The 20,569-nt window shown below is 49.7% G+C and carries 19 protein-coding genes and 2 pseudogenes; 13 read left to right on the forward strand and 8 right to left on the reverse strand.

Annotation, left to right across the window (positions count from 1 at the left end; genetic code table 11):
* Positions 1–112: 112 nt before the first annotated feature.
* A complete protein-coding gene (locus ON05_RS16540) occupies positions 113–1,414 on the forward strand; it encodes a leucine-rich repeat domain-containing protein (protein WP_175307239.1) in 1,302 nt (433 codons plus the stop codon).
* 12 nt (positions 1,415–1,426) lie between these two features.
* Here ON05_RS16540 and ON05_RS16545 read toward each other — a convergent pair whose 3' ends face one another.
* From ON05_RS16545 to ON05_RS16565, 5 genes and pseudogenes are all read right to left on the reverse strand, one after another.
* Positions 1,427–2,263, reverse strand: a complete 837-nt coding sequence (locus ON05_RS16545) for a prephenate/arogenate dehydrogenase (RefSeq protein ID WP_010476011.1) — start codon at positions 2,261–2,263, stop codon at positions 1,427–1,429.
* Positions 2,260–2,547 (reverse strand): hypothetical protein, encoded by a 288-nt coding sequence (locus tag ON05_RS16550; RefSeq protein ID WP_010476009.1) that lies wholly within the window; start codon positions 2,545–2,547, stop codon positions 2,260–2,262. Before ON05_RS16550 ends, ON05_RS16545 begins: the two co-directional genes overlap by 4 nt.
* A gap of 4 nt (positions 2,548–2,551) precedes the next feature.
* Positions 2,552–3,400 (reverse strand): annotated as a pseudogene (locus ON05_RS38575) (ABC transporter permease); the annotation flags it as partial.
* Between the two features lie 141 nt (positions 3,401–3,541).
* Positions 3,542–4,324: pseudogene (locus tag ON05_RS38580) on the reverse strand (WD40 repeat domain-containing protein); the annotation flags it as partial.
* Between the two features lie 143 nt (positions 4,325–4,467).
* Complete coding sequence (locus tag ON05_RS16565; protein WP_010476007.1) at positions 4,468–4,980, reverse strand: adenine phosphoribosyltransferase; 513 nt, start codon at positions 4,978–4,980, stop codon at positions 4,468–4,470.
* Positions 4,981–5,268: 288 nt separating this feature from the next.
* On the opposite strand from ON05_RS16565, the gene ON05_RS16570 reads away from it, so the two are divergent.
* From ON05_RS16570 to ON05_RS16610, 9 genes are all read left to right on the forward strand, one after another.
* Complete coding sequence (locus ON05_RS16570; RefSeq protein ID WP_010476006.1) at positions 5,269–5,874, forward strand: DUF3038 domain-containing protein; 606 nt, start codon at positions 5,269–5,271, stop codon at positions 5,872–5,874.
* 5 nt (positions 5,875–5,879) lie between these two features.
* Positions 5,880–6,659 carry a DUF4335 domain-containing protein gene (locus ON05_RS16575; protein ID WP_010476005.1) on the forward strand — a complete coding sequence of 260 codons (780 nt, stop codon included), beginning with the start codon at positions 5,880–5,882 and terminating at the stop codon, positions 6,657–6,659.
* Between the two features lie 47 nt (positions 6,660–6,706).
* The gene (locus tag ON05_RS16580; protein WP_010476004.1) at positions 6,707–8,668 is read left to right on the forward strand and encodes an FAD-dependent oxidoreductase; all 1,962 of its coding nucleotides are present in this window, start codon (positions 6,707–6,709) and stop codon (positions 8,666–8,668) included.
* An 11-nt stretch (positions 8,669–8,679) separates the two neighbouring features.
* Positions 8,680–8,901 carry a type II toxin-antitoxin system HicB family antitoxin gene (locus ON05_RS16585; protein WP_010476002.1) on the forward strand — a complete coding sequence of 74 codons (222 nt, stop codon included), beginning with the start codon at positions 8,680–8,682 and terminating at the stop codon, positions 8,899–8,901.
* Between the two features lie 3 nt (positions 8,902–8,904).
* The gene (locus tag ON05_RS16590) at positions 8,905–9,225 is read left to right on the forward strand and encodes a hypothetical protein (protein ID WP_010476000.1); all 321 of its coding nucleotides are present in this window, start codon (positions 8,905–8,907) and stop codon (positions 9,223–9,225) included.
* 98 nt (positions 9,226–9,323) lie between these two features.
* Positions 9,324–9,917, forward strand: coding sequence for a Uma2 family endonuclease (locus tag ON05_RS16595; protein ID WP_010475999.1), 594 nt, complete (start codon positions 9,324–9,326; stop codon positions 9,915–9,917).
* Between the two features lie 120 nt (positions 9,918–10,037).
* Entirely contained in the window at positions 10,038–11,387 is a 1,350-nt protein-coding gene (locus ON05_RS16600) for an AAA family ATPase (protein WP_010475997.1), read from the forward strand.
* Positions 11,384–13,171: a tetratricopeptide repeat protein gene (locus ON05_RS16605; protein ID WP_010475995.1), complete on the forward strand. Its 1,788-nt coding sequence runs from the start codon at positions 11,384–11,386 to the stop codon at positions 13,169–13,171. Before ON05_RS16600 ends, ON05_RS16605 begins: the two co-directional genes overlap by 4 nt.
* Positions 13,172–13,237: 66 nt before the next feature.
* Positions 13,238–13,825 carry a Uma2 family endonuclease gene (locus ON05_RS16610; protein WP_010475993.1) on the forward strand — a complete coding sequence of 196 codons (588 nt, stop codon included), beginning with the start codon at positions 13,238–13,240 and terminating at the stop codon, positions 13,823–13,825.
* Positions 13,826–13,993: 168 nt separating this feature from the next.
* On the opposite strand, the gene ON05_RS16615 is transcribed toward ON05_RS16610, so the two are convergent.
* Both ON05_RS16615 and ON05_RS16620 read right to left on the reverse strand, forming a co-directional pair.
* The gene (locus ON05_RS16615; protein ID WP_010475992.1) at positions 13,994–14,482 is read right to left on the reverse strand and encodes a GNAT family N-acetyltransferase; all 489 of its coding nucleotides are present in this window, start codon (positions 14,480–14,482) and stop codon (positions 13,994–13,996) included.
* The gene (locus ON05_RS16620; protein ID WP_010475991.1) at positions 14,482–15,108 is read right to left on the reverse strand and encodes a tRNA-(ms[2]io[6]A)-hydroxylase; all 627 of its coding nucleotides are present in this window, start codon (positions 15,106–15,108) and stop codon (positions 14,482–14,484) included. Before ON05_RS16620 ends, ON05_RS16615 begins: the two co-directional genes overlap by 1 nt.
* 4 nt (positions 15,109–15,112) lie before the next feature.
* Here ON05_RS16620 and ON05_RS16625 point away from each other — a divergent pair, with 4 nt between their 5' ends.
* On the forward strand, positions 15,113–16,549 hold the full coding sequence (locus ON05_RS16625; protein ID WP_175307241.1) for an ABC transporter substrate-binding protein: 1,437 nt from the start codon (positions 15,113–15,115) through the stop codon (positions 16,547–16,549).
* A gap of 12 nt (positions 16,550–16,561) precedes the next feature.
* Here ON05_RS16625 and ON05_RS16630 read toward each other — a convergent pair whose 3' ends face one another.
* A complete protein-coding gene (locus tag ON05_RS16630) occupies positions 16,562–18,445 on the reverse strand; it encodes a bifunctional serine/threonine-protein kinase/formylglycine-generating enzyme family protein (protein ID WP_010475989.1) in 1,884 nt (627 codons plus the stop codon).
* A gap of 217 nt (positions 18,446–18,662) precedes the next feature.
* Between ON05_RS16630 and ON05_RS16635 the strand changes: the two genes are divergently transcribed.
* Positions 18,663–19,574, forward strand: a complete 912-nt coding sequence (locus tag ON05_RS16635; protein WP_010475987.1) for a carbohydrate ABC transporter permease — start codon at positions 18,663–18,665, stop codon at positions 19,572–19,574.
* Between the two features lie 3 nt (positions 19,575–19,577).
* Positions 19,578–20,435 (forward strand): carbohydrate ABC transporter permease, encoded by an 858-nt coding sequence (locus ON05_RS16640; protein WP_010475985.1) that lies wholly within the window; start codon positions 19,578–19,580, stop codon positions 20,433–20,435.
* Positions 20,436–20,569: the final 134 nt, after the last annotated feature.

Genomic DNA, 20,569 nt, shown 5'->3' on the forward strand with positions numbered 1-20,569 from the left:
ATCACTGATCTCGAATACTGCCTTTTTGCAGGTAAAGCTGTGTAAAAAACAGTATTCCTTATGCACAATGGGCAAAGGGTTAGCACATATTCAACTAGAGCAGGCTTACACTATGAAACTCCAGCACAAAAAGTATTGGCTACAACCTGGACTGTTGTGCTTGATTCTCTCCATATCTAGTGCGTATCATTGGATGACCAGTCAAGGTGCAGAACTAGATGTTTCCCCTTCTCTGACTGCACCAGCACCGCTTACGGCTTCACAACAAAAAGGCTATCTCAAAGCTCAGAAACGGATTCAAGCTGCCCACGAGACAAAAGCGACAACCCTAGATCTTCAGGGGTTAGGTTTGGCTGAACTCCCACCAGACATTGGTCAATTGCGACATGTTCAAATCATCTACCTTGTGGGCAATAGCTTACAAACGCTACCACCCGAGATCGGGCAGCTCAAACAACTCAAAACCCTCAATCTGTCTGGCGGCAACCTCAATCGCCTGCCTCCAGAAATAGGTCAGTTGTCGAATTTGCAGTCGCTAAACCTCTATAAGAATCAGCTCAGAACCCTTCCACCCGAAATCGGGCAGCTTAAACAACTCCAAAGGCTGGATATTCGCAATAATCGGTTGAGCGCTCTACCCCCAGAGATTGGAGGCTTACAGAACCTAAAACGACTCACTCTGCACCACAACCAACTCAAGACTCTTCCACCAGAGATCGGTGAACTCAAAAACTTACAAAAATTAGCGGTTGATTACAATCAACTACACCGTCTGCCTGTGGAAATCGGTCAACTTGAGAATTTAGTGTCCTTAGGCCTGCCATACAATAAACTCAAGCATCTGCCGGTCAGCATCGGTCAACTGAACAACCTTCAAGTGTTGGGGCTCAATTTCAATCAGTTAACACATCTGCCACCAGAAATTTCACAACTGCACCGCTTAGAAGTACTGAGTCTAACGAGCAATAAACTGCAGCGTTTCCCCACTGAGATTATCCACCTGACCAATCTGGAAGTCCTTCACCTGGGTGCTTCACCAGAAAGCTTGGCATTTAGTGTGCAATTTCACCTCAAGGAAGAATATGCAACTACCTTCAACCAAGTCAGTTCACTCCCTCCCGAGATTGGCCAACTCACTCAGTTGCAGGATCTTAACCTTGGATCTTGTACGTTGCTTAATCTACCCCCCGAAATCGGCCAACTCGTTAACCTACAAATGCTAGGCCTCAGTAATAACGGACTGATGAGCGTACCTCACGAGATCGGCAGACTCGCTAACTTACAGGGACTAGAGCTAAGTTATAACCAACTGAAAAGCTTACCTCCCGAGCTGAAAGCACTCACACGCCTAGAGTATCTAAATTTGTCCAATAATCCTTTACCCGCTGAAGTGATGAAACAACATCAGCAATAACTACTCTTGGCGTTATAAGAATTTAGGTCGTTCTGCCTGAGTTTGATTCAAAAGATCTTCTAAAGCTGACCAGTCTGACCGTTCAATAACATCTGTAAGCTGATCGAGACTGTGGCGGTATTGGTGGAGCGATCGCAACAGTTCTTCCCGGTTGTACTGAGCCATCATGCAGCCCAGTTCCGGGTTGCCACCCCCCACGCGACTGGTATCTCGAAAGCCAGAGCTGGCAAAAGATTGGGCGAGTTGTAGAATCTCTGAATCTGCTTCACTTAAGCAAGCGGTAATTAAAGCTGCACTAGTCATTTTAGGCAGGTGGGAAATCCACGCCACCGCCCGATCATGAACCGTAGGCGAGCATTCATGGAGGTTGCAATCTAGCTGGCTGACTAGCTCTTTCATCGTCTCGATCACATCGGCTGGCGTTTCAGCCGTCGGCGTCAGGATATAGGGATTTCCTGCAAAAAGTCGGGACTGGGCTGCATGAATACCCGTTTCTTCGCTGCCCGCCATGGGGTGGCCGCCAATAAAGCAGGGCCATAAGGGGGTTAAGCGTTTCACCACGGATCCTTTGACAGAGCCGACATCTGTGAGAATCGCATTTTGAGACAAATGAGGAATTAAACGGGCTGCGATCGCATCTATCACACTCACCGGGGTACAGATAAACACGACATCCACGGGAGCCAGAGAAGTGAGATCGCCACTGGCAACATCGACAGCTCCCAGTTTGACGGCATCCTCACAGGTTTGGGGCTGGCGACTCACGCCTAGCACTTTATATCCCAAGGCCCGGAAATCATAGGCCAAGGAACCACCAATTAAACCGAGGCCAACGATGCCAATGTTCATCCTGCCAAACTCATAAACTCTATGCGGGGAATCAGAGGATCTTTTACCATACCGATGCCTTGAAATTGCCAACGGTCCATAATTCCTCGTAGTTGGCTTTTACCAATCGATTCGACACTAAACTTAGAGGCGGCGGCTTGAGCATGGGTATTGAGATAGCTGAGGGCATCATAATGCTCAGGGAACAGCAGCAAATAGCACTGGGTCGTGTCTGGGTCAGGCCGAGCAGCTAAATAATTGCCATCGGCCCGAGAGCGGAGCGTGTAGTAGAGGGCAGTGTTCATGGGCTTAATTCAGATTACTGAGCTTAATGCGCGGATCGACGACGGCTAAGAGGATATCTGCCAGTAGGTTGCCCACAATCAGCATCACCGCTCCCATCATCAACCCCGCCATCACCAAATACAGGTCTTGGGCTTGGACGGCCTTGAGCAAGAGCTGCCCCAAGCCGGGCCAGTTGAAAAAGAACTCAGCAATAAAGGCACCCCCCAGTAAACTGGAAAATTCAAACCCCAACAGGGTAATCAGGGGATTGACGGCATTGCGCAGGGCATGGGTATAGATCACCTTATTTTCTGGTAAGCCTTTGGCCCGGGCCGTTTGAATATAGTTTTGGCGGAGGACATCCAGCATATTGCCGCGCGTGATTCGTTGTAGACCCGCAAATCCCGTGACGCTGAGGGCCAACGTCGGCAGAATCATATGCCAGCCCACATCCAAAATTTTGCCGAACCAGTTGAGATCCGCATGATCGATGCTGGTCATATCACCTACGGGAAACAGGGGCGTACTCTGAGCCAAAAATAGCAGCAGTAAGGCGGTGATAAAGCTGGGAAAGCCCTGGCCGATATAGCTGAAGATACGGAGAATGCGATCGCTCCACTGATTCTGATTCACTGCCCCAACAATCCCCAAGGGAATGGCAATGCTCCAGTTAATCACTAGAGAGGCAATGGCCAACAGCAGGGTATTGGGAATCCGCTCCCAAATTAAAGCGGTAACGGGGCGCTGATAGCTAAAGCTTTCGCCAAAATTCCCTTGATAAACCTGTCCCCAGTGGCCTTTCCAGATCTGAGATAAATCAAAGGTAAAAATATTTTTGAGCCAGAGGCCATACTGCTTAATTAAAGACCGATCCTTTTGCCACACCTGCACAGACTGATCGGCATTGATCAGGACCAATCGTTCCCCATTATCGGCAAACTGGAGCCCTTTGAGAGGGCCTTGCTTACCTTCGAAATTTCCCAAAGGCTGATTCTCGTTTTGGGACCATAGGCGCACCGTTTTGCCAGCGCTGGTGGCAAAGGTGGTTCGATCCGGACTAAAGGCAGCTTCAGTGATGGGTTGAGAATGGAGTTGATTTAAATCCTCCGTTTTCAGAGATTTACCCTCTAAATTCCATTGCTGCCAGGTCTGATGATTGGCAATGGTATTGAGCACCAGCCCGTCTGAATTTTGATTAAATTGTAGGGCCGTAATCGCCCCTTTATGGGTCAAGGTTTGCTGGAGGGTGCCAGAAGTTTTCCACAGGCGCACCGTTTTATCCCCACCGCCAGAGGCTAAAAGACTACCGTCTGGACTATAGGCCAGAAAAGAGATTGAGCCTGCATGCCCTGTCAAAGTTTGAAGGAGACCCCCTTCAGTTTTCCACAGGCGCACCGTTTTATCCTCACTCCCGGAGGCCAAGGTTTTCCCATCACTACTAAAGGCTAAACTTGTGACCGTCCCTTGATGACCTTCTAGGGTATTTACCAGGGTGCCATCGGCTTTCCAGAGCTTGATGGTTTGATCCGCACTACCGGACGCGATCACCTCGCCATCGGCACTAAACGCGAGGGTGGTAATCGCCCCTTGATGACCTTTTAGGGTCTTGAGAACAGTACCCTGGTCATCCCAAAGGGCAACGGTATTCGCCTCCCCGGTCAGGATCTGGCTGCCATCGGGCTTGATGGCTACGGCGGTAATGTCTTTGGCGGCAAATGTGGTTACGGCACTGCGATCGCCCCAGGTATTGCCCAACCCAAATTCTTGGCGCAGCTCTTCTAGACGCTCTTGCGACATCTGGGGATTATTTTTGAATTGATCGAGGTAGTCCCCAGGGGCTAGATCGACAATATAAAAAGTCAATAGCGACGCCAAAAATAGGGTGATCAGACCTTGAAACACCCGCTTAATGGTGTACCCGAGGAGTTCGCTACCGATAACTAGTACTCCACCAACACATTAACGGAACAATCGGGCAGCTTTTGTCGCCCTGCTAAGCCCGTCAGCTCGATAATAAACCCAAATCCGACCAGCGTGCAGCCTAGGGGTTCGAGAAGCTGAGCCGTTGCCGCAGCCGTCCCTCCGGTGGCGAGGAGGTCATCCACAACCAGCACGCGACTACCTGCAGGACAAGCATCTTGGTGAATTTCCAGGCGATCAGTGCCGTACTCCAGTTCATATTCTTGGGCATGGATGGCGGCAGGGAGCTTGCCGGGTTTGCGAACCGGGACAAAGCCAGCCCCAAGTTGATAGGCCAACGGGGCACCAAAAATAAACCCCCGCGACTCTATCCCCACCACATAATCAATGGATTGATCACTATAATCATCCGTAAATTGATCGATGACATAACGAAGACCATCAGGATTTTGCAACAAGGTCGTAATGTCCCGAAACAAAATGCCAGGCTTGGGAAAATCGGGAATATCGCGAATCAGTGATTTGAGATCCATAGGGGTTGTGATTTTACGCAAGGTGAACAGATGGGATGACCTTTTATCCTGATTAAAGGACAGGGGACGGTACGTCAGAAATCGTACACTAATGTGGTTGACAATCTGGATGGCTCCCGCTGATTCCCTCTAATACCCTGCCAAATCAGGCCGGGTTGGGTGTGAACTTTTAGAGCAACGCATCGTCGAGGGGCTTTTTCGGGCAGTCTAGATCTGGATGCCAATGCTAAGGTTTCTTCAGCCGTTGATTCAAAATCTCTTCCGTATTCTTGTCGTAATGGATTCGTAATGCAAGCCGATAGCCCCACTGAACAATTTACTTCCCCTATTCTGAAGGCGTTGCCAGACCCAGATGTCCCTGCCCAGGTCTGTCCGCGACGAACCCGAATTCAGCTCGATTTTGTGTTGCTGGCCATCGAAGCATTAGACCTCTATGCCTCGGAATTAATGTTGATGAGCTTGGAAGAACTGCAGCTCCAAGATGTGATCGAAAATCGGGTGGACTTTTGGCAGTCTCGCAATACCAATCCCCTACGGCGCTCTCATCAGCGCGACTCCCTGAGCTTAGATAAAGCCAAAGCCTTGGTGGCCGTAGGATGTCACATCGCTCGTCGCCAAACCGCCCAGGTCCGACAGCTTTTAAATGTACAGCGGCAACTCGCTGAGAAACAGCTGACGCCCGATCACAGTGTGCCGTTAGCCAATTATTTAGAACGATTTCGCCGTCATTTCCGCAGTCGGATGAATCCCAATCGTACGGCTATTGCGGCTTACAAAGACAATGACCGGCTGGATGAGCTGGCTTTGAGTCTGCTGGAACAAGTGCTATTTTGTACCGGAACAGCCGGAATGGAACGATTTTGGTCTAGTCTGTTTGATGGAGAAGTGGCCTAACCCCAATGACCATCCAACGCCCATTTATTCTGCCCAACTGCACCCTCAACCTCGAAGGCATTAGTAACTCAATCACAGATGCCGCCCTCGGAGAATCCTTAGATGTGCTCCTACGTCTAGAGTGCCAATTTGGGGATTTAAAAAAACCCCTGATCGGCGGTCTGGATCTGCTCAATAGCCTGATTCAAGCCACGAATCAATGTACTCAATCCTGGATGAGTGGTGTCCCCCATCGTCGCTTGGCAAAGCTGAACCAAGATCAGTCTGCGGTTCACCTGTTACCCAAGGAAGAAGATGGGTTTGAACTGACCATTCCCTTAGAACTCCTCAACGAAGCCCCCAGCGATACCGACGATCCAGTGCGAGTGGGCTTAACCACGATCCAGCTGTTTGATCTCGTGGAAGCCTTAGATCAACTCTTGGCCGATCAACAAACCCTGCCCAATCTATCCCTGGCTGTACGACCCTTGTCTCGCTCAGAAGCAGTGTCGGGCCAAGCCCTGCAAAAATCCACGTCTGCCGTATTGGGTGCAGCCAGTGTTGCGATCGCAGCCTCGATCTTCTACCTCCTACCCGTTCCCAAAGCCAGCCCACCGCCGAAGGATCCTCCTAAAACCGCACCCACCAGCACAGAAAGCCCCGCACCAGGGACCGCACCTCCTGGCGTTCCACCAATACAGGTCTCCCCCTCTCCAGGTGAATCCCCTGCCGCCTCTCCCAGTCCGGAGAATACGGAGGCATCGCCAAGTCCAGAGGCTTCGCCCGAACCAGAAGCATCTCCTTAACTTCTTTTCCTACCTATTAAAGCTGCACCTATAAATTCGCGAGCGTCATGAATCGATCTGTCTGGGCAATCGTTACGGCTCTCTGGAGTCTGGGAGGCGTCTCTGCTCTAGCAGCACCTCGCCCGATTGATCGCATGGTGAACTGCGACATTCTAGTCGTGGGGGGTGGCCTGGCAGGGGTGGCCACTACCTATGAAGCCTTACTAGCTGGCCGTGAAGTGTGCATGACGGAGCTAACCGACTGGTGGGGCGGCCAGATTTCTTCCCAGGGCACTTCAGCCTTAGATGAAACTGTAGGACAACGCACTCGCGGGATTTTCCCCAGGGGCTATGCCCAATTTCGCCAGCAATTAATTGAGGTATCAGGACGCGATCGCCCCGGTGATTGCTGGGTGAGTCTAGTTTGCTTTTTACCCCAGCAGGGACATACCCTGCTTTTGGACATGCTGAAAACAGCGGAGGCCGACGGGAAGGGTAAGCTCCATTTATTTCCCAATACGGTGGTTAAGTCCCTAGAAACCAATCCTGAGGGTGATTCAATCACTTCAGTCCGAGGTATTCAACATCAGCCTGCCCCCGGAGCCCCCCCTCTCAATACCTATCCCCTTTCCCAAACCCTAGTCGACAGCTACACCGAAGAAGATTCAGACCGCTTTACCAAAACGATTCTGCAATTTCAGCCACCCACTACCGGACAATGGATCGTGGTAGAGGCAACAGAGACGGGGGAATTGCTGGCGCTAGCCGACCTCCCCTATCGCCTGGGCATCGACCCCCGCTCCCATCTAGAACCGTCTTCCTCCAGTGACCAGGCTGACCCTTACTGCACCCAGGCCAGCACCTATACCTTTGCTATGCAGGCCACTGCAACGCCGCCAGTGCATCAGCCGCCTGCGTTCTACCCTGAATACGAGCCGTTCTATAGTTTTGACAAACCTCGCTATGCCCAAACGCCCAACTTAGTCTTTAGCTATCGCCGTATTTTTAGCGTTAAACCGGGTACTGCTGATGAGGAGGTAAATGTAGGCGATATTTCCATGCAGAACTGGGGGGGAGGCAATGACTACGGACCTGGCACCGCCCAAGACAACCTGATTTTGACCCGAGACCAGCTACTGGCGGAAGGGCAACTACAAGATTGGCAGGGGGGCTTACGGATTGCCAGTTTGCAGGGAGGCGAAGAATTGGCCCAGGGCTATTTCTATTGGCTGGTAGCCGGGACCACAGATTCTAAGGTGGCAGATCCTCCCAAGCAGCCTTGGCCCAATCTCAAGTACTTAAAAGGGCTAGAGTCACCGATGGGCACCGCCCACGGTTTGTCCAAGTTTCCCTATATGCGAGAGAGTCGGCGCTTAATTGGCCGCTATAGCTATGGCTATCCTCAAGGCTTTGTGATTACGGAAACAGATGTCTCTAAGCAGAACTTTCGGTTGCCTTATTACCGCAACACTTTATCGGGACCGGATTATCGAAATTTGATCACCCGGATGGCGGGGTTAAAAACCCTGGATGTGATTTTAGATCGCGTGCCGCTAGCAGAGGTGGAGTTGCGAACCAGATCTCGTATCTACCCGGACAGTGTGGGCATTGGTCACTATCCAATTGATTTTCATCCCTGTATGCAGCTTAGTCCTCCCCAAGCGCCGGGCAATCAAGAACGGCCTGGAGAACGCCAGGGGGCGACGCAAACCTATCCTTATCAAATTCCTCTGCGGGCGATGATTCCACCTCGGATTAATAATTTGCTGGTGACGGGGAAGAGTATTGCCACGAGTCACATTAGTGCGGCGACCTATCGGGTCCATAGTTTTGAATGGTCGTCGGGGGCGGCAGCGGGAACAACGGCGGCGTTTGTGCTGGATCAGGGGGTATTGCCCTATCAGTTGGTGGAGAATTTGCCAAGACGAAGCCCGAAGTTGGAGAAACTGCAGGCGATTTTGAATCGAAATCAAAATCCAACGGCGTTTCCAGATATGTCGATTTTTAATCTGAACTGGAAGAATTGGTGAGGGAGCGAACGATGAAACACAAATATCGCGTCAACATCGTTTGGTCCGAGCCAGATGAATGTTACTTGGTAGAACTCCCAGAATTTGCCCATGAGCTGCAACGCTATTGCACCCATGGCGATACTTACACAGAAGCAGTTACCAACGCCCAAGAGGTCTTAGAACTATTAATCGAAGATTATACGGCTGTAGGCAAACCCTTACCTGAACCACACATTTTGAAAGTTACTTAACGGATGACCCTCGCCAAAAAAGGTTCTAGAAAAATCGTTGTGGATGGTGTGGCATATCGATGGTCCATTCGCCACAAACCAACCTATCCCCAAGCCTTATGTCAAAGCAATCTAACCACTGCCGTAGAACTATATGATCAACCTGGTACGACGTTAATCATCACTTGGTCAGAACCCAGACCTGATAACTGGTTGATGGCAACCAGTACCAGCATTACACCTCAACACATTACAAATGCTATTCGCCAGGCTCTTCGACAAGGTTGGGAACCTGCTTTATCCGGTGCAACTTATCCCTTGCGTCTAGATGTGTTGCCTGGATGATAAGAATCGATTGAACCCACATAAACTTATTCCGAATTGATAATGCTGTGAATTGCTGCTCATCTGGCTAAGATCAGGGTAGCTATCGAGAGACTGTCATGACCACTTTCATACCATCACCAGCTGCTACGGAAGATCAGCGTGTGATTCTCCCAAGTGTGTCTTGGCAGCAGTATGAGGGGTTGTTATCGGCGCTGGGGGACTATCCTGGGCTGCGCTTGTTGTACTTGCAGGGAAATTTAGAGATTTTTATGCCTTCGCCGGAACAGGAAATGCTGAAGAAGGTGATTGCTCGCTTGCTGGAGCGATATGCGGAGGAGGTGGATATTCCGCTGCATGGATATGGTTCGACGACGTTTCGACTGGAGGCGAAGGCACGAGGGTTGGAGCCGGATGAGTGTTATTGTGTGCAGGCGTTAAAAGATTTGCCTGATTTTGCGATTGAGGTGAATTTGACGAGTGGTGGGGTGGATAAGCTGGCGATTTATCAGGGGTTGGGAGTACCGGAAGTTTTGATTTGGCAGGATGATCGGCTGCAACTTTTTGATTTGCATGATGGGATAGAAGTTGTGACTCGCAGTCAGTTTTTTCCTGAGCTGGATTTTGCGTTGTTGGCCCAGTTTGTGCGACCTCAGGATCAACCGCAGGCCGTGAAAGATTTTCTGGCTACTCTTCGTGATTTAAGCCGTTAAATAGGGTGTTTATCTTCAGTGAACCTGGCTAAAATCTAGTCATAAACATGAGTAAAAAGCCTAATTTAAGGACCCATGCCATAGAATTGCAGCAAGGTATGGTTTGCCGGGAGTCAGGACGTGGCTGACGATTTCGAAATTTTACGGGGAATTTACAACTCCTTTGATCCTTTTCGGCCTTTGCCCGCGAAAGACCCAGTATATGTGGATTGCCAGGAAGTAAGGGGGGATGGAGACATCTTGGTGGAACTGGGCAACCAGATTCTCCTAGCGGAGCGCTTTACCCACCAACTGTATACCGGACATCGCGGGGCAGGGAAATCAACAGAGCTACTGCGATTAGCCAAGTTTTTGGAAGAGCATGGCTTTCAGGTGGTTTATTTTGCCGCGGATGATGAGGATATTGATGCGGAGGATGCTCAATATACAGATATTTTGCTGGCCTGTACCCGCCATTTGCTGCAAGTCTTGAAAGGACCGCAAGAAAACCCGGTTTGGCGTTGGGTGCAGTCGCGGATGCAAGCTTTAAAGGAGCTGCTGCAAAGCGAAATTACCTTGGACAATATTTCCATTGAGTCTCAAATTACTCAGTTTGCCAAACTGACGGCAACGCTGAAGGCTAGCCCCGATACCCGCGCCAAAATTCGCCAGATTGTCGAACCTCATACAGTGTCTTTGATTGAGGCGCTTAATCAGTTTATTGAGGAGGCAATGACCAACTCGCCGCAACAATCGACTCAAAAGCTGGTGGTGATTGCTGATAACTTAGACCGAATCACGCCTGTAATTGCTAGGGAAGGGGCACGTAGCAACCATGAGCAGATCTTTATTGACCGCAATGAACAGCTCAAGGCGCTTAATTGCCATGTGATTTATACGGTGCCGATATCTTTGGTTTATTCAGGTCGAGTCACAGACCTGCGGGATATTTACGATACCGATCCGCAGGTGCTACCCATGATTATGGTGCGTGAGTCTGATGGGGACGTGTACCAGCCAGGTTTAGACACCATGAAAGAAGTCATTGCTAAGCGGGTCTATCAGACCGAAGCTGTGAGTCCTAGTTTAGGATTAGACTCGAAGATTTTTGATGCTCCAGAAACCTTAGATCAACTTTGTTTGATGAGTGGAGGACATGTCCGCAATTTGATGTTGTTGGCCCAGTCTTCAGTGCGGCGAACTCAAGCATTGCCGATCACAGCCCGAACGGTAAAACGAGCGATTACAGAAGCTCGCAACACCTATCGGAATGCAGTCTATGAACGCCAATGGTCAGTTTTAGCCCAGGTTGCCCGAACGAAGAAAGTCTTGAATGATGAGGTTCATCGAGAGCTATTGTTTAACCGCTGTATTCTGGAATATCGGTTTCTAGATGAGGACGAGGAATTGCGATGCTGGTATGATGTGCATCCTTTAATTCGTGGGATTCAAGAGTTTAGAACTGCTTTGGCTGAGGGCGAGACATCATGACTCAATCACTGACAGATTGGGATGAAGATGTAGTTGTCGATCCAGAGGCAGAGTATCAAGCACTGCTAAGGACTATACGCTGGACTAATGGCTTTGGCCTATCGTTTGTGCGGTGCTCACCCGCAGAAGCAGATCGCTTAATTGAGCGAATACAACAAGATTTAGGGAGTCAAAAACCACCGTCTGAATCACAAAAAAAGATCGATGTTTTAAGGCTCGAACAACCTATTGATAACCTGTATGAAATTGTGGTGGCACTGCCCAATAAAGACCAAATAGATGTTCTATTTATTACGGGCATTGATAAGTCTCTGATTGCTGATATCAAGCCTGGTTATCAAGGGGAAGGTGAATATTACAACCTCAACACACTGCCTCGGATCTTAGGTCACCTGAATTTACAGCGGGAAAGATTCCGGGATGATTTTGATATTTGTTTCATCTTTTTGGTGCCGCTGTTTGCCCTGAAATACTTTACGCGACGGGCACCGGACTTTTTTGATTGGCGATCGGGGGTGTGGGAATTTAGAACTGACGCTAAATTACTTCAGCAGGAAGCGTCAAAGCTTCTTCTGGAAGGTAGTTTTCAGGAATATGTAACTCTCTCCTCACAAGAACGCACTCACAAAATCTTAGAGATTCGAGAGTTGCTTGATGAGATTCCATCTAGTTCTAATCAACGGTCTGGTTTGTTTTTTGAGTTGGGAACCCTTTTTGCTGCGGAGGCTGATTATCAATCGGCAATTCGAGCTTATGATCAAGCTTTAAACTTCAAGCCTAACTATCACCAAGCTTGGTACAACCGAGGTATTGCTTACAATCATTTAGAGATGCATCAAGAGGCAGTTGCGAGTTGTGATAAAGCTTTAGAGCTTCAGCCAAGCAAATATGAAGCTTGGAATAACCGGGGGGTTGCCCTAGTAGATTTAGGGCGATATACAGAGGCAGTTGAAAGTTTTGACAAAGCCCTAAAATATAGACCAGATTACCCTGAACTTTGGAATAACCGGGGAGTTGCCTTTGAGAATTTAGGTCAGTATGCAGAGGCAATCTCAAGTTTTGACAGAGCCTTGGCAATCAACTCGAATGACATACAGGCTCATTACAACCGGGGCATTGCTTTTGGGAAATTAGATCAACATGAAAAAGCAATCTCTAGTTGGAACAAAGTTATAGAAATTAAACCAGATGAACATAAAGCCTGGTACAACAAAGGAGTTGCCCTTTTTAATTTAGGAATGTATGAGGAGGCACTAGAAAGCTGGGAGCAAACTATTGAAATTGAACCTAATTTCCATGAAGCTTGGACCCACCGAGGTAGCGTCTTAGGTCATTTAGGCCTATATGAAGAGGCAATCACTAGTTATAACAAAGCCTTAAAGATCAAACCAGATCTATACGAAACCTGGAATAAGCGGGGCATTGCTCTAGGACATTTGGATCAGAATAAAGAGGCGATTTCTAGCTTTGATAAGACCTTAGAAATCAAACCTGATTTTTATGAAGCTTGGAATAATAGAGGGGCTGCTCTAGATAATATAGGTCGGCATAAAGAAGCAGTCTCAAATTATAACAAGGCTCTAGAGCTGAAACCTAATGATCCAATGATTTTTTATAACAAAGCCTGCTGCTATGCATTGCAATCTAATACTGAAGATGCAATTGAATACCTCAGTCTTGCCATTGCCCTAGCACCAGATGAATATCGAGAAATGGCAAAAACTAACTCCGATTTTGATTCGATTCGAGACAACGAAGCCTTTGAAGCTTTATTAACGTCCTAACCTCAACTGCTCAACCCACCCTGAACTCTTGTCTATGATTGAGGCAGGTCATTCAGCAGGGCTACCATGCAAACCGCAGCAGCCAAAATCCGATATACCCCAGAAGAATACCTGGCTTTAGAAGAACAAGCTGAGTTTAAAAGTGAATATCATAATGGCGAGATTATCCCCATGACGGGAGTGTCCTTTAGCCGCGATCGCATCATCACCCGCCTATGTGCCTACCTCTTGCAAGCCCTTCAAGACAAAAACTACGAACCCTTTAGTAGCGATGTGCGCCTGTGGATCGCCAAATATCATAAATTTACCTACCCCGACTTGATGGTAATTCAGGGCCAACCCCAACCCTATCAAGATCGCACCGACACCCTTACCAACCCCAAACTCATCATTGAAGTTCTGTCCAAATCAACCCAAGATTATGACCAAGGCGATAAATTCAAGTACTATCGCTCCATCCCAGACCTACAAGAATATCTGCTGATTAATCAATACGAGCTAGACGTCCAGCAATACACCAAAACCGACAGTGACTTCTGGATGTTTCGTGCTTATGAAACCGCTGCAGATACCCTCTCCCTAACTTCCATTAACGTCGAACTCACAGTTGCCACCCTCTACGAAGGCATCACCTTTGAACCCGCAAAGTCTTAGCCCCAGAAACACCAGCGAAACCTCACCCAAACATCCCAGCAACCCATCCCCTCTCGGGAGGGGTGCCCAACGGGCGGGGTGGGTCAGAAAAACAGCGCCAACCGCCAACCCACCCCTAACCCCTCCCAGGAGGGGAAAGTATCGCCCATTATTCGGTGACTCGCCTCACTAATCTGGCCGCAAAACCTTCGAGTAAATCAAATCGCAGCGCTCTGTCTCAATACCTGTCGCTGGCAAATACCCACTACTCTCATATAGTTTCACCGCCTCCTTCAACACCGAAGCCGTCTCAATCCAAACCTCTCGAAACCCTTGAGCCACAATTTCCTGCTCCAACCGCTGCAATAACCAACGCCCTAAACCCTGCCCTCGCACCTGGGGCAACAAATACATCTTGCGAATCTCTACCGTGCTGACCCCACGCTTGACCGGGTAAAACGCCGCCGTTCCCACCACCTGGCCCTGGTACTCTACCACCCAGAACGCACCCCCCACCTGAACATAGGCCGTCTCCACTTCATAAACATCACGATCCGCCCCATCTGGCTCCCAGCCAATTCCATACTCCGCCAGCACCGATCGAATCACCTCTGCCGCCACCTGACGATCTTTAAGCTGCCAGGCGCGAATCACAAAATCACGAAATTGGTCCTGCATTAGCTATGAATCCGGGGGTGAGGGTGGAGGGTCGCTAACAGCTCACTTTCAACCGTGGCTAACTCCTGCAGGCGAGCCGTCACCACATCTACTTCAAAATAAGTCGTTGCCAAGACCCAATAGGCCCCATAGTGCCGGGCTTCCGACGCCATTAAACTGCGATAAAACTTCGCCAACTCTGGATCTGGCAAATGCTGGGCCAGCAGCCCCAACCGCTCATGGCTGCGGGCTTCAATCAGGCCTGAGACCAGCAGCATATCCAGCAAGCGCTCCGGTTCATCTCGGCGAACTTGGGCACTGAGCTTCGAGCCATAGGGCGGGGCCGGGAGAGGTGCTAAAGCAATCCCCCGGAGATCGAGCCACTGATTCACCAGCTCAAAATGCTCCAGCTCCTCCCTGGCAATCGCCGTTAGCGTCCGCACCAGCTTGGTATAAGACGGATAGCGAAACATCATATTGACCGCCACCCCCGCCGCCTTACGCTCGCAGTGGGAGTGATCCAGCAAAATCGTATCTAGATTCTGCAGGGCCTGGTCAATCCAGTCTGGGCGCGTGGGTTGCTGCAAAAACTTGATTTTGGGTTGCGCCCGCTCAAGCGTATCAGTGGGCAGCGTTGAATCAATCATCGTGTTGGCATTGAATTTACCCTTCTTTACCTTAATCGCTGGCAGACAGCTTGCCTACCATCGGATTTTGATTTTTACCCACGGGGGATCTAGAGTGTTGGGAACGCCTGCTAAGGGACTCATCAACATGAACATGCGATCACCACAACTCTGGCGCACCCTGAATCCGTTCCATCGCCTGTCGAGACGACAACGCTTTATAGTGCTGAGTCTGCTGGTTTGCTTGAGCGTCATCGGCAGCTATTGGGTGTGGGCCCAACAGCCCGTTCGCCTATCCATGATGCTCCAGGGTCAGGAAATTCCCAACTGGCAGCTGATTGTTGATGACTTTGAAGCCCAAAACCCTGATATCAAAATTGACCTGATTGAAGGCCCCAACGCCACCAATCTTCGAGAAGACCTCTACACCACGTCTTTTCTACTCGGCGATTCCCCCTACGACTTGATCTATATGGATATTGTCTGGGCCCCCAAATTCGCTGCTGCAGGATGGCTACTAGACATTTCTAATCGCATTTCTGATGAAGAACTCGCTGAATTCATGACCGGCGACGTAGATGGAGGACGTTACGAGGAAGGGCTTTATCGGATGCCCTTCCGTTCCGATGGCGGCATGCTCTACTATCGCCAGGATTTGCTGTCTGAGGCTGGCTTTGACCCACCTGAAACCACGGCTGAACTGATCAAAATCTCCAAAGCTCTGCAATCCCAAGGCAAGGCTCAGTGGGGATATGTCTGGCAGGGCAAGCAGTACGAAGGGGCTGCTGCCATGTTTGTGGAAATGTTAGAAGGCTTTGGTGGCTATTGGGTCAATCCTGAAACCAAAGAGGTGGGACTCGATAGTCCAGAAGCTATTGAATCCCTCAAATTCCTGCAAACCACTGTTGCCGATAAGATTTCTCCCCCAGGAACAACCGCCACGGATGAAGAAGTGGCTCGCCTGCAGTTCCAAAGTGGCAACACGGTGTTTATGCGCAACTGGCCCTATGCTTGGAAGCTCGGCAACACCGAACCCAGCTCCACAATCCAAGGCAAGTTTGGGATTAAGCCTATGGTCCATGCTGCAGGGCTAGGGAGTGGTGCTTGTCAGGGGGGCTGGGGCGTCGGCATTGCCAAAACCACACGCCATGCCGATGAAGCCTGGCGAGCCGTCCAATACTTCAGCAGCACGGAAGCCCAGCGTAAGTTTATTCTGGCCTCCGGGTTTGTGCCCAGCCGCAAAGCGCTGTTTACCGACCCCACCCTAGTCAAGGAATATGAGTATTTACCTGACTTACAGAAGGTGATTGAGAGTTCAGTCCTACGACCTCCGATTGCCCAGTACGCCCAGGCTTCCGATATTTTGCAGCGCTATCTCAGCGCAGCCTTAACAGGACGGCAAACTCCCGAGGAAGCTATGCAGGCTGCGGCACAGGAAACCCGACAGCTGTTGAAAACCTAATTACCCCACCTTTTACAGGGTCAAGGCAACCCGAAATCCAATATCATTGACGCGGTTATTGGGGGTATAACGGCTGCGATTGGCGGCGCGACAATACCGAGGTTTGTTATACCAAGATCCACCCCGAAGAACCCTGGGATCGCCCTCTCTTGTGGTCATCCAGGGACTGCCGTCGACTGGGGCCCCATCATAGTTTTTATGCCAGCAGTCTAAGCACCATTCATAGACATTGCCATGCATGTCATAGAGGCCAAAGTTATTGGGCGAGAACCGTCCTACGGGGGTTGTCGATTCTCGATAGACTCCTTTGGGGCCATTGCCATACACAAATTGCCCCTGATAATTGGCCTGTTGAGAAGAGAGAGTCGGTCCATAGGAGAAAGGGGTCGCTGTGCCTGCCCGACAGGCATATTCCCACTCGGCTTCACTAGGTAACCGATATTCGCGACCTGCCTTTTGCGATAGGCGAGCGCAAAACTCGATGGCTTCTCGCCATGAAATTTGCTCGACAGGGTAGGTGGCTCCCTTAAATTTGGAGGGGTCGTAATGGAGGTCCTGAGATACTTTCGGCAGAGATGCAATCGCCCGCCACTGCAGTTGGGTAATCACAAACTTACCCATAAAAAACGGGGCAATCTTGACGGAATGGTAAGGGCCTTCATTGGCATCCCGATTCAGTTCATGGCTGGGGGAGCCCATCATAAACTGTCCTCCAGGAATCGCCACCATGTCTAACTTGACGCCATTGCCCAAACTTTCTTGAAAGAACTCGGCATTTTGCTGCCGACGCTGGGCCACCTCGCCTTTACTGTTAACGGTCACCACCTCAAACTGAAACGTTTTCAGCAACGGATGTTCGGCAGTGAGAATCGTTTGGGGCGGAATGGGGACGGGTTTAGGAGTGGGAACAGGTTTGTTATGGGGCTGGCTGGTCACCAGCTTAGTGGGGGCGATCGAAAGCTGGGAGACGGTTTTGGCAGGCGTTGGCGTTGACAATTGGACCACATGCTGAGCTTGCAAGTCTGCGAGAACAGCAGCAGCAGAGCCATAGCGCTGGCGCAAATCGTTTTGCAAGAGTTTATCCAGAATCGTCCGAAATCTCGAACTCAAAGGAATCTGAACATACTGCTGCCACTGACTGATCCAGCTATAGCCGTACTGCAAAAAGAAGGTATAGGGGACCTTGTTCGTCATTAACTGAAAGCAAGACACTCCCAGACTAAAGAGATCGCTCGCGGGGATAGACTTGCCTTCCTGCATTTGTTCTAAGGCAGCATACCCCTGGGATCCTAAAGTCGTGCCCGTTTTCATCAGCATCGACTCTGTAAAGCGTCGGGACACCCCAAAATCAATCAAGACCAGTTTGCCGTCATCATCTCGTCGCATGATGTTTTCGGGCTTCAGATCCCGGTGAATCACCCCCTGAACATGAATATCTCGCAAGACGGGCAGAATATTCAGGAGTAATTCACGAATTTTAGGCTCGCCAAATACGCCCGTGGTTTGAAGTTCTTTGAGGAGGGTATGGCCTTTGACAAATTCTTGGGCCAGGTAGAGATTGGCTCCTTCCGTAAAGTAGGCATATAACGTCGGAATCTGAGGATTTTGGCCCAGTTGCTGAAGTTGTTGGGCTTCTTGGGCAAATAGCTCTTCTGCTCGCTGAATGGCCCAGGTTCCCTGGGACTGATAGGCCAGCTGCTTTACCACACAGCGTTGATGGTGGTTATGGGTATCTTCTGCGAGGTAGATTTTGCCAAATCCGCCCCGGTCCAAGGGGTTCAGGATCTTAAATCGATCGCTTAATAACGGAACTAAGCGCAGACCACATTGCTGACAATGCTTGTGATTGTCAGGGTTTAGGGGCTTTTCACAATCTGGATTCAGGCAGCAGAGCATTGTGGGATCAGTGAGGAGGGAGAAAAATCTTTCTCTAGCCCACTTTAGCCTTGAATCATAAAAATTGAGAGGAGGATCTTAATGTTTTTTATCTGACGACAAAAACAAGGGCCAAGGCCAGATAACGGAGGCAGGTAATGCTGACTCGCAGTGGGTGGGACATTGTCTACTATTCTAGAGGGAAGTCTGACCCACTCATTTAGTGCCGAGTATGCCTATGTCCAACCTCAAAACGGTTCGAGATCGGGAGAAATTGACGGGTTGGTTACTGATTACCCCCGCTTTGCTCCTCTTACTGCTGGTCTTTGCCTATCCCATTGGTCGGGCCATTTGGTTGAGCTTGTTTACCAAAAACTTAGGCACTAACTTACAGCCTGTTTTCACAGGCATCGGCAACTATAGCCGCATGATGGGCGATGGACGATTTTGGCAAAGTATTGGCAATACCACGATTTTTACTGCGATCGCAGTCAGTATTGAACTGATCCTGGGCATGGGCGTGGCCCTGGTTCTTAACCAGAGTTTTCGCGGTCGAGGACTGGCCAGAACCATTGCCATTTTGCCCTGGGCCTTACCCACCGCCCTGATTGGCTTGACCTGGACCTGGATTTTTAACGACCAGTACGGGGTATTGAACGATATCCTGCTGCGACTGCATTTGATCCCAGAAGCCATTAACTGGTTAGGGGATCCAACCTTGGCTCTGTTGGCCACCATCGCCGCTGATATTTGGAAAACCACCTCTTTCGTCGCCATCTTGCTATTGGCAGGATTACAGTCCATCTCAGAAGATCTGTACGAAGCCCATGCCATTGATGGGGCAACGCCCTGGCAGAGCTTTCGTCAAATCACCTTGCCCCTGTTGATGCCGCAAATATTAATTGCCGTCTTGTTCCGGTTTGCTCAATCCTTTGGTGTCTTTGACCTGATTAAGGTGATGACGGAAGGGGGACCTGCTGGGGCGACGGAAATGGTGTCGATTTATATCTATGCCACGGTGATGCGTTACCTCGACTTTGGCTATGGGGCAGCGTTAGTGGTGGTTACATTTCTAGTCTTGATTGTCGCCGTTGCCATCTCAACCTTTATCCTTTCTAAACTCCGCACCAATATCTCGGGAGCCCAGTAAACCATGACCACCGATTCACCGTCCAAGCCCTCCGGGTCGCTCAAAGGGCTGCTGTTAACCGGCTCAGTTATTCTGGTGGTTTTGTTCAGTTTGGCCCCAGTGCTGTGGCAGCTTTTAACCTCTTTAAAAGTAAACGAAGATATTTCCCAGGTTCCCAATATCTACATTCCCCTGCGGTATACCCTGGAGCACTATACCGAACTGCTCAGTCGTCGCCCCTTTGCCAGCTATCTCTTCAACAGCAGTTTAGTGGCGATCACCTCAACCCTTTTGTGTTTAGGCATTGGCTCCCCCGCTGCCTATGCCTTAGCCCGATTGCGACTACCGGGAGAGCAGATTATCCTCTCTGCCGTATTAATTGTCACCTTATTTCCCTATATTTTGCTGTTTCTCGGGCTCTTAGAAATTGTTCAAGTCTTACACTTGGCGAATAACTATTTAGCCCTGATTATTCCGTATACCGCTATCAATTTGCCTTTAACCATTCTAGTCATGCGCAGCTTCTTTCAACAGTTACCTAGAGACTTAGAGGATGCTGCCAAAGTCGACGGCTACAACACGGTGCAAATGCTCTGGCAAATCGTCCTACCCACCACATTACCGGCCCTCGTAACGACTGGCATTCTGGCTTTTATTTTTGCCTGGAATGAGTTTATTTTCGCCCTCACTTTTATTACCCGAGAAAGCATGAAAACTATTCCCGTGGCAGCAGCTCAAATTGGTGGATCATCCATCTTTGAGATTCCCTATGGCCCGATTGCTGCCGCTACAGTGCTAGGTACGATTCCCCTTGTACTGCTGGTTCTATTTTTCCAACGCAAGATTATTCAAGGGCTTACTGCTGGAGCCGTCAAAGGGTAACAATCTCACTCAATTCACACCCCACCATGACGGCTATCTTTTTTCATTAAGCATAAGAAAATTGGAGAAAACTTATTTCTTGAATACTACGAAAAAAAGGAGTAGTCCCAGGCGACCGCTATCTGATTTAATGC

This window comes from Acaryochloris sp. CCMEE 5410 (assembly GCF_000238775.2).
GTDB lineage: Bacteria > Cyanobacteriota > Cyanobacteriia > Thermosynechococcales > Thermosynechococcaceae > Acaryochloris.

Excerpts from the sequence above, each read along its gene's own strand:
- ON05_RS16540 (WP_175307239.1), top strand. The coding sequence starts at position 113 with ATGAAACTCCAGCACAAAAAGTATTGGCTACAACCTGGACTGTTGTGC.
- ON05_RS16545 (WP_010476011.1), bottom strand. The coding sequence starts at position 2,263 with ATGAACATTGGCATCGTTGGCCTCGGTTTAATTGGTGGTTCCTTGGCC.
- ON05_RS16550 (WP_010476009.1), bottom strand. The coding sequence starts at position 2,547 with ATGAACACTGCCCTCTACTACACGCTCCGCTCTCGGGCCGATGGCAAT.
- ON05_RS16565 (WP_010476007.1), bottom strand. The coding sequence starts at position 4,980 with ATGGATCTCAAATCACTGATTCGCGATATTCCCGATTTTCCCAAGCCT.
- ON05_RS16570 (WP_010476006.1), top strand. The coding sequence starts at position 5,269 with ATGCAAGCCGATAGCCCCACTGAACAATTTACTTCCCCTATTCTGAAG.
- ON05_RS16575 (WP_010476005.1), top strand. The coding sequence starts at position 5,880 with ATGACCATCCAACGCCCATTTATTCTGCCCAACTGCACCCTCAACCTC.
- ON05_RS16580 (WP_010476004.1), top strand. The coding sequence starts at position 6,707 with ATGAATCGATCTGTCTGGGCAATCGTTACGGCTCTCTGGAGTCTGGGA.
- ON05_RS16585 (WP_010476002.1), top strand. The coding sequence starts at position 8,680 with ATGAAACACAAATATCGCGTCAACATCGTTTGGTCCGAGCCAGATGAA.
- ON05_RS16590 (WP_010476000.1), top strand. The coding sequence starts at position 8,905 with ATGACCCTCGCCAAAAAAGGTTCTAGAAAAATCGTTGTGGATGGTGTG.
- ON05_RS16595 (WP_010475999.1), top strand. The coding sequence starts at position 9,324 with ATGACCACTTTCATACCATCACCAGCTGCTACGGAAGATCAGCGTGTG.
- ON05_RS16605 (WP_010475995.1), top strand. The coding sequence starts at position 11,384 with ATGACTCAATCACTGACAGATTGGGATGAAGATGTAGTTGTCGATCCA.
- ON05_RS16610 (WP_010475993.1), top strand. The coding sequence starts at position 13,238 with ATGCAAACCGCAGCAGCCAAAATCCGATATACCCCAGAAGAATACCTG.
- ON05_RS16615 (WP_010475992.1), bottom strand. The coding sequence starts at position 14,482 with ATGCAGGACCAATTTCGTGATTTTGTGATTCGCGCCTGGCAGCTTAAA.
- ON05_RS16620 (WP_010475991.1), bottom strand. The coding sequence starts at position 15,108 with ATGATTGATTCAACGCTGCCCACTGATACGCTTGAGCGGGCGCAACCC.
- ON05_RS16630 (WP_010475989.1), bottom strand. The coding sequence starts at position 18,445 with ATGCTCTGCTGCCTGAATCCAGATTGTGAAAAGCCCCTAAACCCTGAC.
- ON05_RS16635 (WP_010475987.1), top strand. The coding sequence starts at position 18,663 with ATGTCCAACCTCAAAACGGTTCGAGATCGGGAGAAATTGACGGGTTGG.
- ON05_RS16640 (WP_010475985.1), top strand. The coding sequence starts at position 19,578 with ATGACCACCGATTCACCGTCCAAGCCCTCCGGGTCGCTCAAAGGGCTG.